We start from the raw sequence: 19,947 nt of genomic DNA on the forward strand, positions 1-19,947 counted from the left end.
CCCAGCACGCACCGACCCTGCTAGAGAGGCAGCGCGTCCATCGCCTTGTAGATCCTTTTGTCCGAAATCGGATAGGCGGTTCCGAGCGTCTGGGCGAAGAAGTTGACCCGCAGCTCCTCGATCATCCACCGGATCTCGCGCAGGCCCTCCTCGGCCGGGCCACCCTTCGGCGCCTCGGCGCGCAGCTCGCGGAACTCCGACTCGATCTCGTGGATCTGCGTGGTCAGCTGCCGGTCGCGGCCGAGACCACCACCGAGCCGGTCCAGGCGGTAGACGATCCCGCGCAGGTACCGCGGCATGTGGTGCAGCTGCCGCCATCCCGTCTCGGTCACGAAACCCTGATGGACCAGGCCCTTCAGCTGCTGACGGATGTCGGCGAGCGCGGGCAGCAGGGTGGGGTCGCGCAGGACGCGTACCCGCTGCTCGACGTCATAGGCGGTCGCCAGGACCGCCTGCACCTGGGTGACCACGTTCGCGACCGCGTCCACCAGGTCCTGACGGACGTGGTCACGCAGCGACGCGAACTCGACCGACGACCACACCGGACCGCCGTTGTCCGCAACGAGGCGGTCGACCGCGGCGCCCGTGCAGTCGTCGAGCAGATCGGAGATCGACCGGTAGGGGTTACCCCGGGAGAGCTCCAGCTTGGCCTTGTTGTCGAGCCGGCCCTGCAGGAACCGCGCGGCCGGGGGCAGCGTCAGCATCAGCAGCCGGCGGGTGCCGGCGACCATGGCGGTGCGCTGCTCCGGCTCGGTCTCGAAGACCTTCACGGCCACCGACGTGCCCTCGTCGACGAGCGCGGGCCAGACGTTGACCTCGTACCCGCCGCGGACCTGGGCGACCTTGCGCGGCAGGGCGCCGAAGTCGTTCGTGGTGATGCCGCGGCGTTCCAGGTTGCCGGCCGCGCGGGAGATGGTGGCCTGCACCTTCGGCGCGAGCTGACGGCGCAGCACGTCGAGGTCGCGGCCCTCGGCGACCACCTCGCCCGCCTCGTTGACCACCCGGAAGTTCATCCGCAGGTGCTCGGGGACCTGGTCGGGACGCCACGCGTCGGCCGGGACCACGGTACCGGTGAGCCGGCGCAGCTCGGCGCCGACGGCGTCGGGCAGCGGCCCGCGGCGCGGCGGCACGCGGTCGATCACGGCCTCGGCCCAGTCCGGCACCGGGACGAACGCGGTGCGCAGGTGTTTCGGCAGCGCCCGGATCAGCGCGATCACGACGTCCTTGCGGAAGCCCGGCACCGACCAGCCGAAGTCGTCCGCGTCGACCTTGTTGATCAGATCGAGCGGCATCCGGACCGTCACACCGTCGGCGTGCGAGTCGGGGTTGAACTCGTAATAGAGCGGGAGTTTCACGCCGCTCGCCAGCCAGGCGTCCGGGAACGCGTTCGGGTCGACGGTGTCGCGTCCCGCGTTGACGACGTCTTCCCGGGTGAAGGTGAGCAGTTCCGGCGATTCGACGCGAGCTTTCTTCCACCAGCCGTCGAAATGCCGTGAGGACACCACCTCGGCCGGGATCCGCGCGTCGTACAGCGCGTACACCGTTTCGTCGTCGACCGCGATGTCCCGTCGCCGGGCCCGGTTCTCGATATCGGTGATCTGTTTGAGCAGCCGCAGGTTCTCGCCGTAGAACTTGTGGTGGGTCTCCCAGTCACCCTCGACGAGCGCGTGCCGGATGAACAATTCCCGGGAGACGATCGGGTCCACTTTGCCATAACCGACACGGCGGCGCGGCACGATCGCCAGGCCGTACAGAGTCACTTTCTCGAAAGCCATCACCGCGCCCATCCTGCGGTCCCAGTGCGGCTCCGAGTAACTACGTTTGACCAGGTGCGGAGCGAGTTTCTCGGCCCATTCCGGTTCGATCCGGGCGTTCACCCGGCCCCAGAGCCGGCTCGTCTCGACCAGCTCGGCGGACATCACCCAGCGCGGCTGCTTCTTGAACAGCGCGGACCCGGGGAAAATGGCGAACTTGGCGCCCCGGGCACCCAGATATTCCCGCTTGTCGGAATCCTTGAATCCGATGTGGCTGAGAAGACCCGCGAGCAGGGCGGTGTGCACCGGTTGCGGCGCGACTCCCGCTTCCCAGTCCTCCTTCAAGGACAAACCCAGGGTACGCGCGACCTGCTTCAGCTGCGAATAGATGTCCTGCCATTCCCGTACCCGGAGGTAGTTGAGGAATTCGGAACGGCAGAGCCGGCGGAACTGATTGCCGGAGAGTTCCTGTTGTTTCTCGCGCAGATAACGCCACAGATTGAGATAGCTGAAGAAGTCCGATTCCTTGTCGACGAACCGGGCGTGCCGCTCGTCGGCCTGCTGCTGTTTCTCGGCCGGACGCTCGCGCGGATCCTGGATCGACAGCGCGGCCGCGATCACCATGACCTCGGCGAGGCACTCCTGCCGGTCCGCCTCGATGACCATGCGGGCCAGCCGCGGGTCGACCGGCAGCTGGGCGAGCTGGCGGCCCATCGGGGTGAGCTTGCGGTCGTCGAGCGCGCCCAGTTCTTCGAGCAGCTTCACGCCGTCGGTGATGTTGCGCCGGTCCGGCGGGTCGATGAACGGGAACTTGGCGAGGTCACCGAGACCCAGGTTGGTCATCTGGAGGATGACACTGGCCAGGTTGGTCCGCAGGATCTCCGGCTCGGTGAACTCGGGGCGCTGCTCGAAGTCCTCCTCCGAGTACAGCCGGATGCAGATGCCGTCCGACGTACGCCCACAGCGGCCCTTGCGCTGGTTGGCCGACGCCTGGGAGACCGCCTCGATCGGCAGGCGCTGCACCTTGAGCCGGTGCGAGTACCGGCTGATCCGGGCGGTGCCCGGGTCGATCACGTAGCGGATGCCCGGGACCGTCAGCGACGTCTCGGCCACGTTGGTGGCGAGCACGACGCGCCGTCCGGTGTGCCGTTCGAAAACCTTGTGCTGCTCGGCCGCCGAGAGCCGGCCGTACAGCGGGACGATCTCGGTGTTGCGCAGGTCCCGCTTGGTCAGCGCGTCGGCGGTGTCCCGGATCTCCCGCTCACCGGAGAGGAAGACCAGGATGTCGCCGTCGCCCTCCCGGCCCAGCTCGTCGACGGCGTCGGCGATGCCGTCGATCTGATCCTGCGGTTCCTCGGTCTCATCCTCGGTCACGATGACCAGCGGGCGGTACCGGACCTCGACCGGGAAGGTGCGTCCGGACACCTCGATCACCGGGGCGGGCTTGCCGCTCGCGTCCGCGAAGTGCTCGGCGAACCGCTCGGTCTCGATCGTCGCCGAGGTGATGATCAGCTTGAGGTCGGGCCGTTTCGGCAGCAGCTCACGCAGGTAACCGAGGATGAAGTCGATGTTGAGGCTGCGCTCGTGCGCCTCGTCGATGATGAGGGTGTCGTACCGTCGCAGCATCCGGTCGGTCTGGATCTCGGCGAGCAGGATGCCGTCGGTCATCACCTTGATCATGGTGTCGTCGCTCACCTGGTCGGTGAAGCGCACCTTGTAACCGACGGTCGAACCGAGCGGCCGGTCCAGCTCCTCGGCGATCCGCTCGGCCACGGTACGGGCCGCGATCCGCCGGGGCTGGGTGTGCCCGATCTGCCCGCGTACCCCACGGCCCAGCTCCATGCAGATCTTGGGGATCTGGGTGGTCTTGCCGGAGCCGGTCTCACCGGCGACGACCACGACCTGGTGGTCCCGGATCGCCGCCGCGATGTCGTCCTTGCGGGCGCTGACCGGCAGCGCTTCCGGATAGCGGATCGCCGGGATCCGGGCGAGCCGGGCATCCAGGCGCGACCGGGCCTGTTCCAGCTCGGCGGTGATCTCGGCGAGCGCAGCGGACCGGGCCGCGTCGTCGCGGATGCGCCTGGTCCCCTCCAGCCGGCGGCCCAGGCGGTGTTCGTCGCGGGGTAGGAGCTCGGCGATCCGGTTACGCAACTCGGACATGGCCGCAGGGGAGGCAGGCGAAATCGACATGGCGCAGCAAGAATAGGCGGAACGGCTCAGAAACGCCTGGTGATTAACGACGCGTTCAGGTGCCGGGCTGGACCTGCGGCGGGTTCGCGGCGAGCCACTGGTCGATGGTGTCGCCGGCGAGGGCCGCGAACATCGCCGTCGAGGCCTCCGCGTCGAGCTGGACCGCGGTGCCGGCCGAGGTGTTCAGGTCCGCCCGGGTGTACGGCACAGTCCGGAAATCGACGTCGCCCGGGCGGATGGCGCGGACCGCGAAGGCCAGGTCCCGCAGGTCCAGCTTCTCGTCGACGGTGAGCGCACCGGCCGTGATGCCGAGCAGGCTGTCCAGTTCCAGGGGGTTGGTGAGCGTGCCGCTCGACGAGACCTTCGCGATCAGCGCCTTCACCACGAGCTGCTGGTTGTGCATCCGGCCGAAGTCGCCGCCGACCACGCCGTGACGCTGGCGGACGAACTCCAGCGCGGTCGCGCCGTCCATGTCGTGGCAGCCCGGCTCCCAGACCCGGCCGGTGTCGAGCGCGCGTACCCGGTACTCGATGCAGACGTTGACCCCGCCGACCGCGTCGACCATCTCCCGGATGCTGCCGAAGTCGGCGACCATGGCGCCGTCCAGGGTGACCCCGGTCAGCTTCGTCACGGTCTCGGCGGTCAGCGGCGCCCCGCCGAACGCGAACGCGGAGTTGATCTTGTTTTTGCCGCCGTTCCAGTTCCCGCCGGGCGGCACCTCGACGTAACTGTCCCGGGGGATCGAGATGAACACGGCCCGGTCCCGGCTCCTGGAGATGTGCAGAATCATGATCGTGTCCGACCGCTCACCGATCGGGCTGACCCCGCTGGTCGCCTCCTCGGCACGCGAGTCGGATCCGAGCAGCAGCAGGTTGAGCGGCCCGGACGCCCAGTTCTCCTCGGTCTTCTTGGCGTCCTCGGCCGACAGCGACGGCATCAGCGGAGCGCGCTCGACCCTGTCCTCGTACCGGTGGTAGAGGTAGAAACCGCCACCGGTGAGCCCGCCGGCGATCACCAGCACCAGCGCCGACAGAACGATCAGCGCCTTCTTCCAGCCCGCCAGCCTGCCGAAGGCCGCGAACCGGCCGCTCTTCACCACCGGCGCAAGATCGCTCTCTGAATCCACCATGACACCCAACCCAAGGGGCGAGGGAAGGTCATCAACCTTTCAGGTGGAACTGGTCAAGAAGCGGGGGACGCCACCGTTTCCCGGCCTGGGCCTGGCTCGGTATCTCCATCGAGCAGCCAATCGACGGAGGTGTGCCGTGATCGTAGTCGCGGAGGATCACGAGGACATCCGGTACGTCCTCAAGCGTTCCCTGGAACGTGCCGGGCACCGGGTGGTGGCCGCCGCCGACGGCGCCGAGGCCCTGCTGGCGATCCGGGAGCATCGGCCGGACCTCGTCGTCACCGACGTGGACATGCCGCACATGACCGGTCTCGATCTGTGCCGGGCGATCAAGGCGGACGACGACCTGCGGCACATCCCGGTGGTGGTGGCCAGTGGGTCGCTGATGCCCGGCGACGGGCAGGCCGAGGAGGCCGGCGCCTCGGCGACCCTGCTGAAGCCGTTCGTCCCGGCGCAGCTCATCGCGCTGATCGCGACCCTGCTGCCGCAGATGTGAGCCAGGCGAACGCGGCTCTAGTCCTGCCGCTGCCGCTCCTGGCGGGGCGCCCGCAGCGGCTGCTCCTCGACCGGCGGCGGCACACCGAGGCCCGGCAGATGCGCGGCCTCCATGATCGCGGCCCGTTCGGCGAGCGCCCGCTCCAGCGCGGCGCGGACAGCCTCGTCGTCCGGCGACTCAGGTGACGTATCAGGCACAGTGAACTCCAAAGGTGACGACGGCACAGCGGGCAGGGTGAAGAAGAACCGGGAGCCACCGCCCGGGTTGTCGGCGACGCCGATCTCGCCGCCGTGCCGTTCCACGATCCGGCGGCAGATCGCCAGGCCGAGGCCGGTGCCGGCATATCCGGCGGCCTCCTCGGTACGGTGGAACGACTCGAAGACCCGCGGCTTGTCCGAGTCCGGGATGCCGATCCCGCCGTCGGCCACCTCGATCCGGGCCCAGCCGTCCGCGGTGAGGCGCCCGGTCACGTCGATGCGGGGCGGCACACCGGGCCGGACATATTTCACGGCGTTGCCGATCAGGTTGTCGACCACGTGCCGGACCATCCCCGGGTCGGCGCTCACCAGCGGAAGCGGGCCGGTCGACCAGGTCGCATCCTGATGGGTGAGCCGTTCCTCGATCACTTCGCGGACCAGCGGCGCCAGGTCGACGGGCCGCAGCTTCAGCGGCGCGTTGCGGGCGGTGGTGTACGCGAGAAGCGTCTCCACCATCGCGTCCATCCGATCGGTGGTCTGCACGATGCGTACCAGGCTCGCGCGGGCCGGGTTGTCGGCCGGCACGTCGTCGAGGGCCAGCTCGGCGTGCCCGCGGGCGATGGCGAGCGGCGCTTTCAGGTCGTGCGCCACGACACCGGCGAAGACCTGCAGGTCGGACTCGTACCGTCGCAGTTCGGTGATGTCGCGGAAGACCGCGACAGCGCCGCGCTGGCCGGCGCTCGGGTCGAGCGGGCGGCCGTCGACGCTGATCAGCACACCGTCGGGTCGTTGCGGGTTACGGATGACGATCTCCACGCCGTCGCACGGCTCGCCGTGCAGCGCCCGGATCAGCGGCATCTCCTCGACCGGCAGCGGGGTGGTCCCGTCGGTCCGGAACGCGCCGTAGTGCTGCTGCCACTCCTCGGGGGTGTCGTTGGAGTCGCCGGTGCCCATCAGCCGTTTGCCGGCCGGGTTCTCCATCAGCACCCGGCCGGTCTCGTCGACCACGCTCACCCCGTCGCTGATGCTGTTGAGAACCGCGCCGAGCAGCCCCGCCTGCCGGCGGCTCTCCGCCTCGGCCTCGCGCAACTCCCCGGTGGCGATCAGGACCTGCTCGCGGGCCCGGGTCCGGCCGGTGGCGAGGGCCCAGACGAGCCAGGCCAGCATCGAGGCGAGCACCACCCCGCCGCCGAGGACGAGTTCCGGCGCCTGACCGCCGGCGCCGGGCAGGCGCGCCGAGTCGGCCTGGGTCGTCAGCACCCAGGAGCGGTCGCCGACCTCGAAGGACGAGTGCCGGGTGAGGTCGGGCTCGCCCTGCACGGACCAGTCAGCGATGGTGACCTTGGTGCCGTCGCTGTCGGTGGCCTCCAGGCTGCCGAAGAGCTGGCCCTGGCTGATCGTGTCGAGCACGCCGGAGAGGAAGGTGCGCCCGCGCAGGCCGAGCACCACCCAGCCCTTGAAGACGGGCGTGTTGGCACGTGACCACAGCGGCGCGACGAAGACGAACGACTGCTGCTGCGACGAGGCGGGATTGTCCCGGTCGCGCAGCAGGATGTACGTATCGGAGACCGCCGTGGCGTGGATCCGCCGCGACTCGTCCAGCGCGTCCTTCAGTTCCGGTGCGTCGGTGAGGTCCATCCCGCCGGTCGACGACTCACCGTCGGAGAGAGGCCTGATGAAGATCGGGAAGTAGTGCTCGGGCCCGGAACCCTTCGGCACCAGGGTGAGCCCTTCGGCGCCACGTCCTCGCCAGAAACGCTGAACCTCGGCTACCTGGTCCTTGCCGGCCGGCACCACGTACGCCAGAGCGGCCGCGCCGATCAGCTTGGCGTCGTCCAGCGGTTCGGTGCCGACGTCGAAGTCGTCCCAGGTGAGCACGGTCTGCGCGGCGACCCCGGCGGCCGTCGCTTCGAGCAGCGAGCGGTATCGCCCGATCTCGGTCTCCACGGCGGCGAGAGCCATGGCGTGCCGCTGGTCCATCACCCGCTCGGCCTTGTCCTGCTGAGCCGCTTGGAGCCCGGCCGCCACCAGCACGGTGACCAGAAGTCCCGTGAGCAGCACCCCGGCGGCGAGGAGTCCGCCGCCTGTTCGTCGCCCCACCATGAAGAGCGTAAGACGCGGAACGCCCCCGTCGGCCAGGTTCGGCCAACGGGGGCGCAGGGGCTGCCTACTTCCAGGTGTCGTACTGGTAGAGGCGGTAGGTCGCCATGATTCCGGTGACCTTCGGGACGTACTTCGGGTCGGTCGCGTACCCGGCCTTCCACACCTGTTCGATGAACTTGTCAGCGTTCCTGGTGTAGGCGAACGCCGGGGCGTACCGCTTGTTGGCCTTCAGGAAGTGGCCGTGGTCGCGGAACGACCGGGCCATCGAGGAGTAGGTGCGGAACGCGTCGTTCATCTCGAAGCACTTGCCGGCCTTGGTGCACTCGGTCGTCTTGTAGACGTGGCAGCCGGTGGCGTGCGGGCCGTAGGCGCCGTTCTGGCACTTGATGCCGAAGTAGTTCTTGTCGACCGCCGACAGCCCGCTGCGTCCCCAGCCGGATTCGAGGATGGCCTGGGCGATGGTCACCGACGGCGGCACGCCGTAATCGCGCCAGCCCTGCTGGGCGCCGGGCACCGCGGCCTTGATGAACTGCTCGGGGGTCAGGACCGGCGCGGCCGGCGTCGTGGGCGCGGCAGGTGCGGCGGCGCACGCTTTCACGGTTCCGGAGAGCATGTACGCGTGCGAGACGTACCGCCCGTCGGCCAGCCGATCCCACTGTGCCGAGGTCCGCACCGTGCCGGCCACCGAACTGCCCTGAGCCGCACAGTCGATCTTCACGATGGTGTTGTTCGCGAGGGTGCCGGCCACCGCGCTGGACGTGTACGGCCCGGTCCGGGTGTTCACCGCGCCGTCGGTGGTGCGGACCGTGCCGGTCACGTACACCGGAGTGGTCTTCTTGGCAGGCACGGCGCAGGCCGGGATCTTCGCGCTGGTCCGCACGTACCCGTGTGCGATGTACGCGCCGCTGGTGAGCCGGTCCCAGACCTTGGTGGTGCGGACCTTGCCGCTCACCGACGGGCCGGTCACCGCGCAGGCGATCGACACCTTCGTGCCGTCCTTGACCGTACCGACGACCTTGGCGGCCGTGGAGGGCGCTGAGCGGATCTTCAAGTCGCCGCTGACGTCGATGGTTGCCGAACGTCCGGCCGCGTAAGCAGCGCCGGGTGACATGCCCAGCCCGCCCCCGGCGGCAAGCACCAGCACGGCGCCGGTGAGCAGTCGTCGGGTCGTGTGCCTCATTGGAACGTCTCCTTCATAGCGGGCGGCGTCCGTTAGAAGGTCGCGGCTGGGCGTTGCGTCAGCGGAGCCCATCCGGGTGCGTCTGGGTTGCCGGCGACCGGAGAGGCGTCCGATGTGGCCCAGGTGACAGAGGTGGCGGGGGACAGCTGCCACTGGTGTGCTTGAGAATTCCTGTGACGGGGAAAGCCGTGTCCGCATCCCCGCCGCCCTTGGAGGTCGAGTTGACGACCGTCGCATCGAAGCCGGCCCGGTCCCCCGGCGCCACAGCCGTGCCCGCGCGGAGTTTCTGGCACACGGTGTCCCCGCTGCTGGTCAGCCTGCTCGCGGCGGCCGGTGTCGCGGCCATGTACTTCGTATTCGTCCGCACCTCGCTGGGCCAGTCGGTCGACACCACCGCGATGTCCGGTGGCGACGTGAACCACCCGCAGGTGATCGAGGTCCTCAGCAAGGCCCTGAACTACACCCATCTGACACTGCTGGCCCTGGTCTGCCTCCTGGCCGCCGGGCTCGGTGTGGTCCAGCGCCGCTTCGACCTGGCGATCGGCGCGGCCTTCGTGGTCGGCGCGGCGAACCTCGCGACGCAGCTGCTCAAGTCCCGCCTGCCCCGGCCGGACCTGGACGGCACCGCGATGATGAACTCGTTCCCCAGCGGGCACGTCACGGCCGCCGCGTCGGTCGCGTTCGTGCTGGTGCTGGTCTTCCCGCGGGCGCTGCGCGGCACGATCGGGCTGATCGGCGCCGTCTACGTCACGGTCGTCGCGGTCGCCACGGTCTGGGCGGAGTGGCACCGGCCCAGCGACACCATCGCCGCCCTGCTGATCGTCCTGGCCTGCGGCGGGCTCGTCGTCTGGGGCGTACGCCTGCGGCGGCGCGGCGCCACCCGTCCGCTGCACCTGCCCAACATGCTCGTCATGGGAATCCTCGCGGTGACCAGCGCGGTGACAGCGGCGGCCGGTCTGATCGGCCTCCTCGCCGTGGCACTGACCGAGCGCGGCTCCCCCGAGTTCGTCTCCGGGCAGTTCGCGTTCTCCACCGGCAGTGCGGGCATCGTGGCCTGTGTCGCCGGCACGTTCATCATCTGGGTACGGCTCACGGCGGACGAACCGCCGGCGGGCCGGCCCCGCCTGGGAGGCAAGAAGAAATGACCAGTCCTTCGACCGAACCCACCACGCCCATCCCGGCGGGCACTCCGGCAGCTGCCACCCCGTCGGTCGCGACGCCGGCGGCGGCTACCCCCACCGGCCCCGGCACGATTCCGCCCGGCCCGGCCGGCGTGCCCACGCTGCCCGCGCAGACCGGTCCGGCACAGGCCGCAGCGGCGGCCGGCCCGACCGTCGTGGTCGGCACCTACCCGGAGTACGCGCTCGCCCAGCAGGCGGTCGACCACCTGTCGGACAACAAGTTCCCGGTCGAGCGGGTCTCGATCGTCGGCACCGACCTGCGTCTCGTGGAGACCGTGCTGGGCCGCCTCACCACCGCACGGGCGGCTCTCGCCGGCGCGGCGAGCGGCGCCTGGTTCGGCCTCTTCATCGGCCTGCTGTTCGGCATCTTCAGCGACGAGAGCTGGTTCGGCCTGATCCTGACCACGCTGATCATCGGCGCCATCTGGGGTGCCATCTTCGGTGCGATCGCGCACGCCGCGACCGGCGGCCGCCGCGACTTCTCGTCGCGCAGTTCGCTCCAGGCCGCCCAGTACGCGGTCCTGGCCGACGCCGACGTCGCCGACGAGGCACGCACCCTGCTGGTCCAGCTGAACTGGCGCGCCAGCGGAGCAGAGTGACCCGCACATGGTGAAGCCCCACGGACCGGGTCCGTGGGGCTTCTTCGTTCTGTCCTAGAGACTGCCGTCGAGCTGTCCCCGCAGCTTGGTCAGGGCTTTGGTGAGCAGCCGGGAGACGTGCATCTGCGAGATCCCGATCTCGTCGGCGATCTGCGACTGGGTCAGGTTGCCGTAGTAACGCAGCGTCAGGATCCTCTGCTCACGCTCGTCGAGGGTGGCAAGAGCCGGCCCGAGAGCCACCCGGGTCTCGGCGATCTCGAACTCGTGGTCCTCGCCGCCCAGCGTGTCACCGAGTTCGGTGTTGCCGTCGGCGCTGATCGGGGTGGAGAGGCTGGTGGCGTTGTAGGCGCGGGCGCCTTCCAGGCCCTCCAGCACGTCCTCCTCGCTGATCCCCAGGTGCACCGCGACATCCGGCACCGTCGGGGAACGGCCCAGCGAGTGGGTCAGCGTGCTGTTGGCCTCGGTGATCGCCAGGCGCAGCTCCTGCAGCCGGCGCGGCACCCGCACCGACCAGGTCCGGTCCCGGAAGTGCCGCTTGATCTCACCGATGATCGTCGGAATCGCGTAACCCGCGAAGTCGACCCCGCGGTCCGGGTCGAACTTGTCCACTGCCTTGATCAGACCCACCGTCGCGGTCTGGATCAGGTCGTCGGTGGGCTCACCACGCCCGGAATATCGATGCGCGAGGTGACGGGCGAGGGGCAGCCAGGCCTCGATCGCCTTGTCGCGGAGCCGGGCCCGCTGCGCCGGCGGCGCGGCGGTCATCGCTTCGAGTAGTGCGGAGGCGCTGGTGGGCGCGCTGGCAAGAAGGGTCATGTCAGGTCCTCCATCAGACGGGCAGAGAGCCGTGCCCGCGAGCGGCGACCGTTCTGAAGTGCAACGCTATCCAAGAAGCCTAGCTCCGCCTAGCCGAAAGGATGAGTGACGTTGCGTGAATGAGGGAACAACGGAGCGAATTCATCCTAGAGTGTCTGACCCGCGGAGTCCGGTGACCACAAGTTTCGGTGTCGCACCCGCGTGGTAGACAGCATCGGCAACAACCCGAAGCGGCGAACGGAAAACGGATGACCATCCTCGGCATCGACATCGGCGGCTCCGGTGTGAAAGGCGCACCGGTCGACACGGTGCGCGGGGAGCTGCTCGAAGAGCGGTTCCGCGTGCCCACCCCACAGCCGGCGACCGTGCAGAGCGTCGTCGAGGCGGTCGCTGAGGTCGCCGAGAAATTCGGCGACTACGACAGGGTCGGCGTCACGTTCCCCGGCGTCGTGGTCGACGGCGTGACCCGCAGCGCGGCGAACGTCGACAAGTCCTGGCTCGACGCCCCGGCCGCCCAGCTCTTCACCGAGCGGCTCGGCAAGCCGGTCACGGTGCTCAACGACGCTGACGCGGCCGGCGCCGCCGAGGTGGCGTTCGGCGCGGGCCGCGACCAGTCCGGCCTGATCATGATGGTCACCCTGGGCACCGGCATCGGCACCGCGCTCTTCCTGGACGGCGTGCTGATCCCGAACACCGAACTCGGTCATCTGGAGATCGACGGCCGCGACGCGGAACTGCTCGCCTCCGACCGCATCCGCGAGGCCAAGGAACTCTCCTGGGAGCACTGGGCGCCCCGCGTGGAGAAATACCTGCGCCACGTCGAGATGCTGCTCGCTCCCCGGCTCTTCATCATCGGCGGCGGCGTCAGCAAGAAATCGGAGAAATTCTTCCCGCTGATCGACATCCGCACCCCGATGGTGGCGGCCACCCTGCTCAACAACGCGGGCATCATCGGCGCCGCGGTCAGCGCCGAGCAGCACCCCGCGTCACTCCAGGTGGATGCGGCCGCCCAGGCCGCACGATCAGAGGGTACGGAATAAATGGCGCGCACCATCGCGAGAAACGACCGGGTCGGCCGGGACGAGCTGCTGGAGTTCCTACGCCCCCGGCACCACGCGATCCTGATGACCACCCGCAAGGACGGCCGCCCGCAGTCCTCACCGAACACCTGCGGCGTGGACACCGAGGGCCGGATCGTCATCTCCAGTTACCCCGAGCGGGCCAAGGTGGCGAACATCCGCCGCGACCCGCGGGTCACCCTCTGCGTCCTGTCCGACGAGTGGAACGGCCCGTGGGTGCAGGTCGACGGCGTCGCTGAGGTGATCGACCTGCCCGAGGCGGTCGAGCCCCTGGTGGAGTACTTCCGGGTGATCTCCGGCGAGCACTCGAACTGGGACGAGTACCGCCAGGCCATGTTCGACCAGGGCAAGTGCCTGATCCGCGTCACGATCGAGTCCTGGGGCCCACTGGCAACAGGCGGCTTCCCGGCACGCCTGGCGTAACATCCGTCCCTCACCGATCTTGTGGAGTGCCGCGACAACGGCTCGCCGGCATCCCACAAGGTCGGAGCAGGACGACGGGTTACTGGCGCCAGCCGGCCAGTTTCACGGTGGCGGTCGCCGTCAGGGACTCGACGTCGTCACGTCGGAGGGCGCTGACTCGTACCCATAGGTCTCGAGAAGGGTGACCGAGTCACCCACCCGGACCGCCGCGCCGTGTAATCGCTGCTCAGCTCGGGTGAGCGGTAGAGCAGCGTGACCGACGCGCGTACCCCGGCCAGATCCTCGCCCGGGAAAGCCGCCTTCTCGCACAGCTCCGGCGGGGTGTGCGGGTCGTCGAGGCGGGTGAACTCGCCCACGTTGCCGTCGTCGCCGTTCAGCAGAGCCCGGGCCGGCACCGACTCCGGAATGGCGGGGGCGGCCGGCGCAGAGATCGATGGTGAGACAGGCGGCGGCGACACCGGCGACGAAGCGGCGGGCGCCGAATCGAGCAGCCGGCGCCGCCGGTCGGTCGCCAGCCGGGCCAGCACCAGGCGGATCCAGGCATCCGGCGCCGGATGCGCCGACACCGTCCCCCATTGCCGCCAGGCGCGTGTGTAGGCCTCCTGCACCCGGTCCTGCACCGAAGTCCAGAAAAAGAAAAAGCACGGCCGGCACCCCAGGAGGACAGGAGGGTGCCGGCCGTGCTGGTTCAGGGAGTTGTGGCGCGAGCAGAGTCGGATCGCGCCTGTCGGTGTCGAGGGCTCCGAAATCGGCGAGGCGGAGCCGTGGTCGATTTCGGTGCCCTCGACACCGACTTAAAAGGCGCGATCCCCACCGAGCGGAGCGAGGTCAGCCGGCTCAGCGTCCAGCAGGTAGAGGAGCGCGTCGCGGTGCATGGCGGCGACCGGCTCGAGCAGGTCGGGGTGGCGTAGCAGCGTGGCGGCGTCGCGGTCACGGGCGTCCGGCGAGAGCAGGCGGCGGAACTCGTTGGGCAGACCACCGGCGCGGCGGCCGTGCGGGCGGGGGCGGGGCTCCGGGATCGGCATCGCGGCGATGACCGAGTCGACGCCACGGCGGGCCAGCATCGGGTCGGCCAGCAGGCAGGCGGCCCAGCTGACGACGACCTCGTCGACCCAGGTGCGCCAGCCCTCGCCGTCGGCGAACTCGTCCTCGGGCTCGCTGCCGGCCTTCCAGTCGAGGAGGGCGGAGCCGCCGGGGCCGGCGATGGCGACCAGCGCCGCGTCGATCTCGGTCGGGTACCGCAGCCACGCGGCGACCGTCACGGCCTGGCGGGCCTGCAGCTCGGCGAGGGTGCAGGCGACCGTGTTGGACTCGCCACCGGGGTAGGCGCGGGCCAGCCAGTGGGTGCTGGCAGCGATAACCGGGGACAATGCCGTCGACGGTCCAGCCACGTGTGGATCTCCTCCCTGAGGCGCCTTCCGTGTTCGGTTGGCGTCAGGGGTATAGCTCGGTTCTGCCGGCCGGGACTTGAGCAGTGATCCTCGATGGCAACCCGCGGCAACCAACGCGCTCCTTTGCCGGGCGACGACTGGCCGGGCGCCGGGCGCCTGTTGCGAACAGGTGAACTTGTCGTGTTTTCCAGCAGCGCGCGGCCGCGTCTGGATGCGCCACCGCAGGGGTCCTCCGGTAGGTTGAAAGCATCTCGGCGGTCGGCCGGTTTCATTTCCTCCATTCCGGAGAACTCATAGGGTGCCGGCGTTGGTTTTCCGGTCGCCGAGTCCTCACGCACCCCCTCTGACTACGGTGGAGATCATGACCGGACGCTTCCCCATCGAAGACGTGACGCCGGCTGTTTCCGGTGGCCGCTACCCCTCGAAAGCGGTGGTCGGCGAACTTGTCCCGGTGTCGGCGGTGTCCTATCGCGAAGGTCACCACGCGCTCGGTGTGAACGTGGTATGGCGCGGCCCCGACGGTGAGACCAAGCCCTTCACCCGGATGACGCCGGGTGAGCCCGGCCTGGACCAGTGGCACGCCGCGATCCGCCCGGACTCGGTGGGCCGGTGGACGTTCACCGTCGAGGCCTTCGACGACCCGTACCGGACCTGGCGCAACGCCGTCGCCAAGAAGATCGGCGCCGGGCAGGGTCTGGAAGACCTGGCGAACGACCTCGCCGAGGGCGCCGACCTGCTCGACCTCGCCACCAAGGTGGTTCCGCCGGAGGACGAGGAGCGGGTCCGCGACGCGGCCGCCGCGCTCCGCGACGAGCAGCGGTCGCTGTTCGCCCGGGTCACCCCCGGCCTGGAGCTGGAGGAACTGCTCTGGCACAACCCGGTGCGCCTGCTGGTGACCACGACCCGGTCCTTCGCGATCTGGGTGGACCGCAAGCGCGCCCTCTTCTCCGCGTGGTACGAGTTCTTCCCCCGTTCCGAGGGCGCCGAGATCGGACCGGACGCCACGCCGATCAAGCACGGTACGTTCCGGACCGCCGCCGAGCGTCTGCCGGCCGTCGCGGCGATGGGCTTCGACGTCGTCTACCTGCCGCCGATCCACCCGATCGGCAAGATCAACCGCAAGGGCCGCAACAACACGCTGGTGGCCCGGCCGGAAGACGTCGGCTCACCGTGGGCGATCGGCTCGGACGAGGGCGGCCACGACGCGATCCACCCCGAGCTGGGCACCCTGGAGGACTTCATCTCCTTCCGGGAGAGGGCCGAGGAGCTCGGCATGGAGATCGCCCTCGACCTCGCCCTGCAGGCCGCTCCGGATCACCCGTGGGTGAAGGAGCACCCGGAGTTCTTCACGACCCGCGCCGACGGCACCATCGCGTACGCCGAGAACCCGCCCAAGAAGTACCAGGACATCTATCCGCTGAACTGGGACAACGACTACCGGGCGCTGCGCGACGAGGTGTACCGCGTGGTGATGCACTGGGTGGACGCCGGCGTGAAGATCTTCCGCGTCGACAACCCGCACACCAAGGCGGTCAACTTCTGGCAGTGGCTGATCCCGAAGGTCAAGGAGACCGCTCCGGACGTCCTCTTCCTGGCCGAGGCGTTCACCCGCCCGGCCATGATGAACGGTCTCGGCAAGATCGGCTTCACCCAGTCGTACACGTACTTCACCTGGCGGACCACCGCCTGGGAGATGCGTGAGTACATGGAACAGCTGCTCACCACGGTCGACTGGATGCGGCCGAACTTCTGGCCGAACACCCCCGACATCCTGCACGAGTCGCTGCAGCACGGTGGCCCGCCGATGTTCAAGATCCGCTCGGTGCTGGCGTCGATGCTGACGCCGTCCTGGGGCCTGTACTCGGGCTTCGAACTCTTCGAGCACGTGGCCCGCCCGGGCGCGGAGGAGTACATCGACAACGAGAAGTTCGAACTCAAGCCCCGGGACTGGGCCGGCGCCGAGCGCTCCGGCCGGTCGCTGGCGCCGTACCTGACCCGGCTGAACCGGATCCGGAAAGAAAACCCCGCCCTGCACTGGCTGCGCAACCTTCGATTCCACGAGATCGACAACGGCGCGATGCTGTGTTTCTCGAAGCGGGACCCGGACACCGGCAACACGGTGCTGGTGATCTGCTCCTTCGACTCCAGCAACGTGCAGTGGGGCAACACGACGCTCGACATGGCCGCCCTCGGCCTGGAATGGCACGACCGCTTCACCGTGGTCGACCAGATCAGCGGGGCGACATACGAGTGGGGTCAACACAATGCGGTCCGGATCGACCCTTACGTCGAGCCGGCACACATCTTCGTCGTGCAGACGGGGTAGGGGGAACACGATGGAGTTGACGAGCGAGCACGATCCGGCGGAGGGCAGCCACACCGAGGACGGCGTGGTCGAGCACCCGAACTCCGACGACTTCGGCCACGCCCGGGCACTCCCCGCCGACCGCACCTGGTTCCAGCGCGCTGTCTTCTACGAAGTGCTGGTGCGCGCCTTCTACGACTCGGGTTCGGACGGTGGCGGCGACCTGCGCGGCCTGATCGAGCGTCTGGACTACCTGCAGTGGCTCGGCGTGGACTGCCTCTGGCTGCCGCCGTTCTACGACTCGCCGCTGCGCGACGGCGGTTACGACATCCGCGACTTCTACAAGGTGCTGCCCGAGTTCGGCACGGTCGAGGACTTCGTGGCGCTGCTCGACGCGGCGCACAAGCGCGGCATCCGGGTGGTCACCGACCTGGTCATGAACCACACGTCGGACTCGCACCCGTGGTTCCAGGCGTCACGTCACGACCCCGAGGGCCCGTACGGCGACTTCTACGTCTGGAACGACACCAGCGACAAGTACGCCGACGCCCGGATCATCTTCGTCGACACCGAGGAGTCGAACTGGACGTTCGACCCGGTGCGGCGGCAGTTCTACTGGCACCGGTTCTTCTCCCACCAGCCCGACCTCAACTACGAGAACCCCAAGGTGCAGGAGGCGATGCTCGACGTCCTGCGTTTCTGGCTGGATCTCGGCATCGACGGTTTCCGGCTGGACGCGGTCCCCTACCTCTTCGAGGAGGAGGGCACCAACTGCGAGAACCTGCCGGCCACCCACGCGTTCCTGAAGCACTGCCGCAAGGTGATCGACGACGAGTTCCCGGGCCGGGTTCTGCTCGCCGAGGCGAACCAGTGGCCGGCCGACGTGGTGGAGTACTTCGGTGACCCGCGCTCCGGCGGCGACGAGTGCCACATGGCGTTCCACTTCCCGCTGATGCCGCGCATCTTCATGGCGGTGCGGCGCGAGTCGCGGTTTCCGATCTCGGAGATCCTGGCGAACACGCCGGCCATCCCGGAGAACACCCAGTGGGGCATCTTCCTGCGTAACCACGACGAGCTGACGCTCGAGATGGTCACCGACGAAGAGCGCGACTACATGTACTCGGAGTACGCCAAGGACCCGCGGATGAAGGCGAACGTCGGCATCCGCCGCCGTCTCGCCCCGCTGCTGGAGAACGACCGCAACCAGATCGAGCTGTTCACCGCGATGCTGCTGTCGCTGCCCGGTTCACCGGTGCTGTACTACGGCGACGAGATCGGCATGGGCGACAACATCTGGCTGGGCGACCGCGACGGTGTGCGTACGCCGATGCAGTGGACGCCGGACCGCAACGCCGGGTTCTCCACGGCCACGCCGGGCCGGCTGTACCTGCCGGTCAACCAGGACCCGGTCTACGGGTACCAGGCCGTCAACGTGGAGGCGCAGCGGGACAGCTCCACCTCGCTGCTGAACTGGACCCGGACCATGCTGGCGGTCCGCCGCCGGCACGAGGCGTTCGCCGTCGGCACGTTCCGTGAGCTGGGCGGCTCCAACCCGTCGGTGCTGGCGTACCTGCGCGAGTACGGCGACGACGTGGTCCTCTGCGTGAACAACCTGTCCCGCTTCCCGCAGCCGATCGAGCTGAACCTCCAGCACTGGAACGGGTACACGCCGGTCGAGCTCACCGGGCACGTCAACTTCCCCAGGATCGGCCAGTTGCCGTACCTTCTGACCCTTCCGGGACACGGCTTCTACTGGTTCCAGCTGTGCGGATCGGAGGAGAAGCAATGACGCTGCCTTTCGCCGAGTGGTTACCGAAACAACGCTGGTACGCCGGGCGCAGCCGGGTGCTCGCGTCCATCAAGGAGGCGTCCGCCACGTCTCTCGGTGACGGACTCGAACTGGTCCTCGTCGACGTGGAGTACACCGACGGCAGCACCGAGCGCTACCAGATCATGGTGGGCTGGGGCGACGAGGGCCCGCTGCCGGAGTACAGCGCGATCGCCACGATCGGCACGGCCGACGACGGCCGGGTCGGTTACGACGCGCTCTACGATCCGCGGGCCACCCGCCACCTGCTCGGGCTGGTCGACCGGTCGGAGACGGCCGGCGACGTGTCGTTCGAGAAGGAGCCCGGCGTCGAGCTGCCGCTGGAGGCGTGGCCGCGGGTCTTCGACGCCGAGCAGAGCAACACCAGCGTGGTCTTCGACGAGGACGCGATCCTCAAGCTGTTCCGCCGGGTCACCTGCGGCATCAACCCGGACATCGAGCTGAACCGGATCCTCGGCCGCGCCGGGAACCCGCACGTGGCGCGGCTGCTCGGCTCCCTGCAGTCGGCCGACGACTCGGGTTCCTGCTCGCTCGGCATGGTCACCGAGTACGCGACCAACTCCGCCGAGGGCTGGGCCATGGCGACCGCGTCCGCCCGGGACCTCTTCGCCGACGCGGAGTTCGCCGCTGACGAGGTGGGCGGGGACTTCCAGGGTGAGTCGTACCGGCTCGGTGAAGCTGTCGCGTCGGTGCACCAGACCCTCGCCGACGAACTCGGCACCGGTCCGGCGCCGTTCCCGCTCGACGCGTTCCTGGCCCGGCTGCGCACCGCCGCCAACTCGGTTCCCGAGCTCCAGCAATTCGTCCCGGCGATCAACGACCGGTTCACCGCGCTCACCGGCGAGCAGGTGACCGTCCAGCGTGTGCACGGCGACCTGCACCTCGGCCAGGTGCTGCGTACCCCCGAGGCCTGGCTGCTGATCGACTTCGAGGGCGAGCCGGGTCAGCCGCTCGACGAGCGCCGGATGCCGGACTCGCCGCTGCGCGACGTGGCGGGCGTGCTGCGCTCCTACGAGTACGCCGCCTACCAGTTGCTCGTCGACCAGGACGACGACGAGCACCTGGCCGCCCGCGCCCGGGAGTGGGTGGACCGCAACCGGGCGGCATTCTGCGACGGGTACGCCCATGTCGCCGGCTCCGACCCGCGCGAGCAGGGTGCGCTGCTGTCGGCGTACGAGCTCGACAAGGCGGTCTACGAGGCCGCGTACGAAGCCCGGCACCGCCCGGGATGGCTGCGGATCCCCCTGCGGTCCATCACCCGGCTCGTCGGATGACC

The 19,947-nt window shown here is 69.2% G+C and carries 15 protein-coding genes; 8 read left to right on the forward strand and 7 right to left on the reverse strand.

Features of this window, described 5'->3' with window-relative positions:
* Positions 1-20: 20 nt before the first annotated feature.
* Positions 21-3,944 (reverse strand): ATP-dependent RNA helicase HrpA, encoded by a 3,924-nt coding sequence (gene hrpA, locus ACQP2E_RS25130; RefSeq protein WP_433825391.1) that lies wholly within the window; start codon positions 3,942-3,944, stop codon positions 21-23.
* Between the two features lie 55 nt (positions 3,945-3,999).
* Positions 4,000-5,073 (reverse strand): LCP family protein, encoded by a 1,074-nt coding sequence (locus ACQP2E_RS25135; protein WP_433825392.1) that lies wholly within the window; start codon positions 5,071-5,073, stop codon positions 4,000-4,002.
* Positions 5,074-5,209: 136 nt separating this feature from the next.
* Here ACQP2E_RS25135 and ACQP2E_RS25140 point away from each other — a divergent pair, with 136 nt between their 5' ends.
* On the forward strand, positions 5,210-5,569 hold the full coding sequence (locus ACQP2E_RS25140) for a response regulator (RefSeq protein WP_433825393.1): 360 nt from the start codon (positions 5,210-5,212) through the stop codon (positions 5,567-5,569).
* 17 nt (positions 5,570-5,586) lie between these two features.
* Here the strand turns inward: ACQP2E_RS25140 and ACQP2E_RS25145 are convergent, their stop codons facing one another.
* Together ACQP2E_RS25145 and gsmA are read right to left on the reverse strand one after the other, a co-directional pair.
* Complete coding sequence (locus ACQP2E_RS25145) at positions 5,587-7,869, reverse strand: ATP-binding protein (RefSeq protein ID WP_433825394.1); 2,283 nt, start codon at positions 7,867-7,869, stop codon at positions 5,587-5,589.
* A 64-nt stretch (positions 7,870-7,933) separates the two neighbouring features.
* Complete coding sequence (gene gsmA, locus ACQP2E_RS25150; protein ID WP_433825395.1) at positions 7,934-9,049, reverse strand: sporangiospore maturation cell wall hydrolase GsmA; 1,116 nt, start codon at positions 9,047-9,049, stop codon at positions 7,934-7,936.
* Between the two features lie 221 nt (positions 9,050-9,270).
* Between gsmA and ACQP2E_RS25155 the strand changes: the two genes are divergently transcribed.
* Both ACQP2E_RS25155 and ACQP2E_RS25160 read left to right on the forward strand, forming a co-directional pair.
* A complete protein-coding gene (locus ACQP2E_RS25155; RefSeq protein WP_433825396.1) occupies positions 9,271-10,194 on the forward strand; it encodes a phosphatase PAP2 family protein in 924 nt (307 codons plus the stop codon).
* Complete coding sequence (locus tag ACQP2E_RS25160) at positions 10,191-10,829, forward strand: general stress protein (RefSeq protein ID WP_433825397.1); 639 nt, start codon at positions 10,191-10,193, stop codon at positions 10,827-10,829. Before ACQP2E_RS25155 ends, ACQP2E_RS25160 begins: the two co-directional genes overlap by 4 nt.
* A 54-nt stretch (positions 10,830-10,883) precedes the next feature.
* On the opposite strand, the gene ACQP2E_RS25165 is transcribed toward ACQP2E_RS25160, so the two are convergent.
* Positions 10,884-11,645 carry an RNA polymerase sigma factor SigF gene (locus ACQP2E_RS25165; protein WP_433825398.1) on the reverse strand — a complete coding sequence of 254 codons (762 nt, stop codon included), beginning with the start codon at positions 11,643-11,645 and terminating at the stop codon, positions 10,884-10,886.
* Positions 11,646-11,893: 248 nt separating this feature from the next.
* Between ACQP2E_RS25165 and ppgK the strand changes: the two genes are divergently transcribed.
* Both ppgK and ACQP2E_RS25175 read left to right on the forward strand, forming a co-directional pair.
* A complete protein-coding gene (gene ppgK, locus ACQP2E_RS25170; RefSeq protein ID WP_433825399.1) occupies positions 11,894-12,685 on the forward strand; it encodes a polyphosphate--glucose phosphotransferase in 792 nt (263 codons plus the stop codon).
* Entirely contained in the window at positions 12,686-13,147 is a 462-nt protein-coding gene (locus ACQP2E_RS25175; protein WP_433825400.1) for a PPOX class F420-dependent oxidoreductase, read from the forward strand.
* Positions 13,148-13,284: 137 nt separating this feature from the next.
* Here the strand turns inward: ACQP2E_RS25175 and ACQP2E_RS25180 are convergent, their stop codons facing one another.
* Both ACQP2E_RS25180 and ACQP2E_RS25185 read right to left on the reverse strand, forming a co-directional pair.
* Positions 13,285-13,767 carry a hypothetical protein gene (locus ACQP2E_RS25180; RefSeq protein WP_433825401.1) on the reverse strand — a complete coding sequence of 161 codons (483 nt, stop codon included), beginning with the start codon at positions 13,765-13,767 and terminating at the stop codon, positions 13,285-13,287.
* 174 nt (positions 13,768-13,941) lie between these two features.
* The gene (locus tag ACQP2E_RS25185) at positions 13,942-14,538 is read right to left on the reverse strand and encodes a hypothetical protein (RefSeq protein WP_433825402.1); all 597 of its coding nucleotides are present in this window, start codon (positions 14,536-14,538) and stop codon (positions 13,942-13,944) included.
* Positions 14,539-14,899: 361 nt separating this feature from the next.
* Between ACQP2E_RS25185 and ACQP2E_RS25190 the strand changes: the two genes are divergently transcribed.
* The 3 genes from ACQP2E_RS25190 to ACQP2E_RS25200 are packed head-to-tail and all read left to right on the forward strand — an operon-like array spanning position 14,900 to position 19,945.
* The gene (locus tag ACQP2E_RS25190) at positions 14,900-16,864 is read left to right on the forward strand and encodes an alpha-1,4-glucan--maltose-1-phosphate maltosyltransferase (protein ID WP_433825403.1); all 1,965 of its coding nucleotides are present in this window, start codon (positions 14,900-14,902) and stop codon (positions 16,862-16,864) included.
* Positions 16,865-16,874: 10 nt separating this feature from the next.
* The gene (gene treS / locus ACQP2E_RS25195) at positions 16,875-18,632 is read left to right on the forward strand and encodes a maltose alpha-D-glucosyltransferase (protein WP_111647799.1); all 1,758 of its coding nucleotides are present in this window, start codon (positions 16,875-16,877) and stop codon (positions 18,630-18,632) included.
* Positions 18,629-19,945, forward strand: a complete 1,317-nt coding sequence (locus ACQP2E_RS25200) for a maltokinase N-terminal cap-like domain-containing protein (RefSeq protein WP_433825404.1) — start codon at positions 18,629-18,631, stop codon at positions 19,943-19,945. Before treS ends, ACQP2E_RS25200 begins: the two co-directional genes overlap by 4 nt.
* Positions 19,946-19,947 lie beyond the last annotated feature (2 nt).

Origin of the sequence: Actinoplanes sp. CA-015351, from assembly GCF_050955685.1 — a bacterium.
Classification (GTDB): domain Bacteria; phylum Actinomycetota; class Actinomycetes; order Mycobacteriales; family Micromonosporaceae; genus Actinoplanes.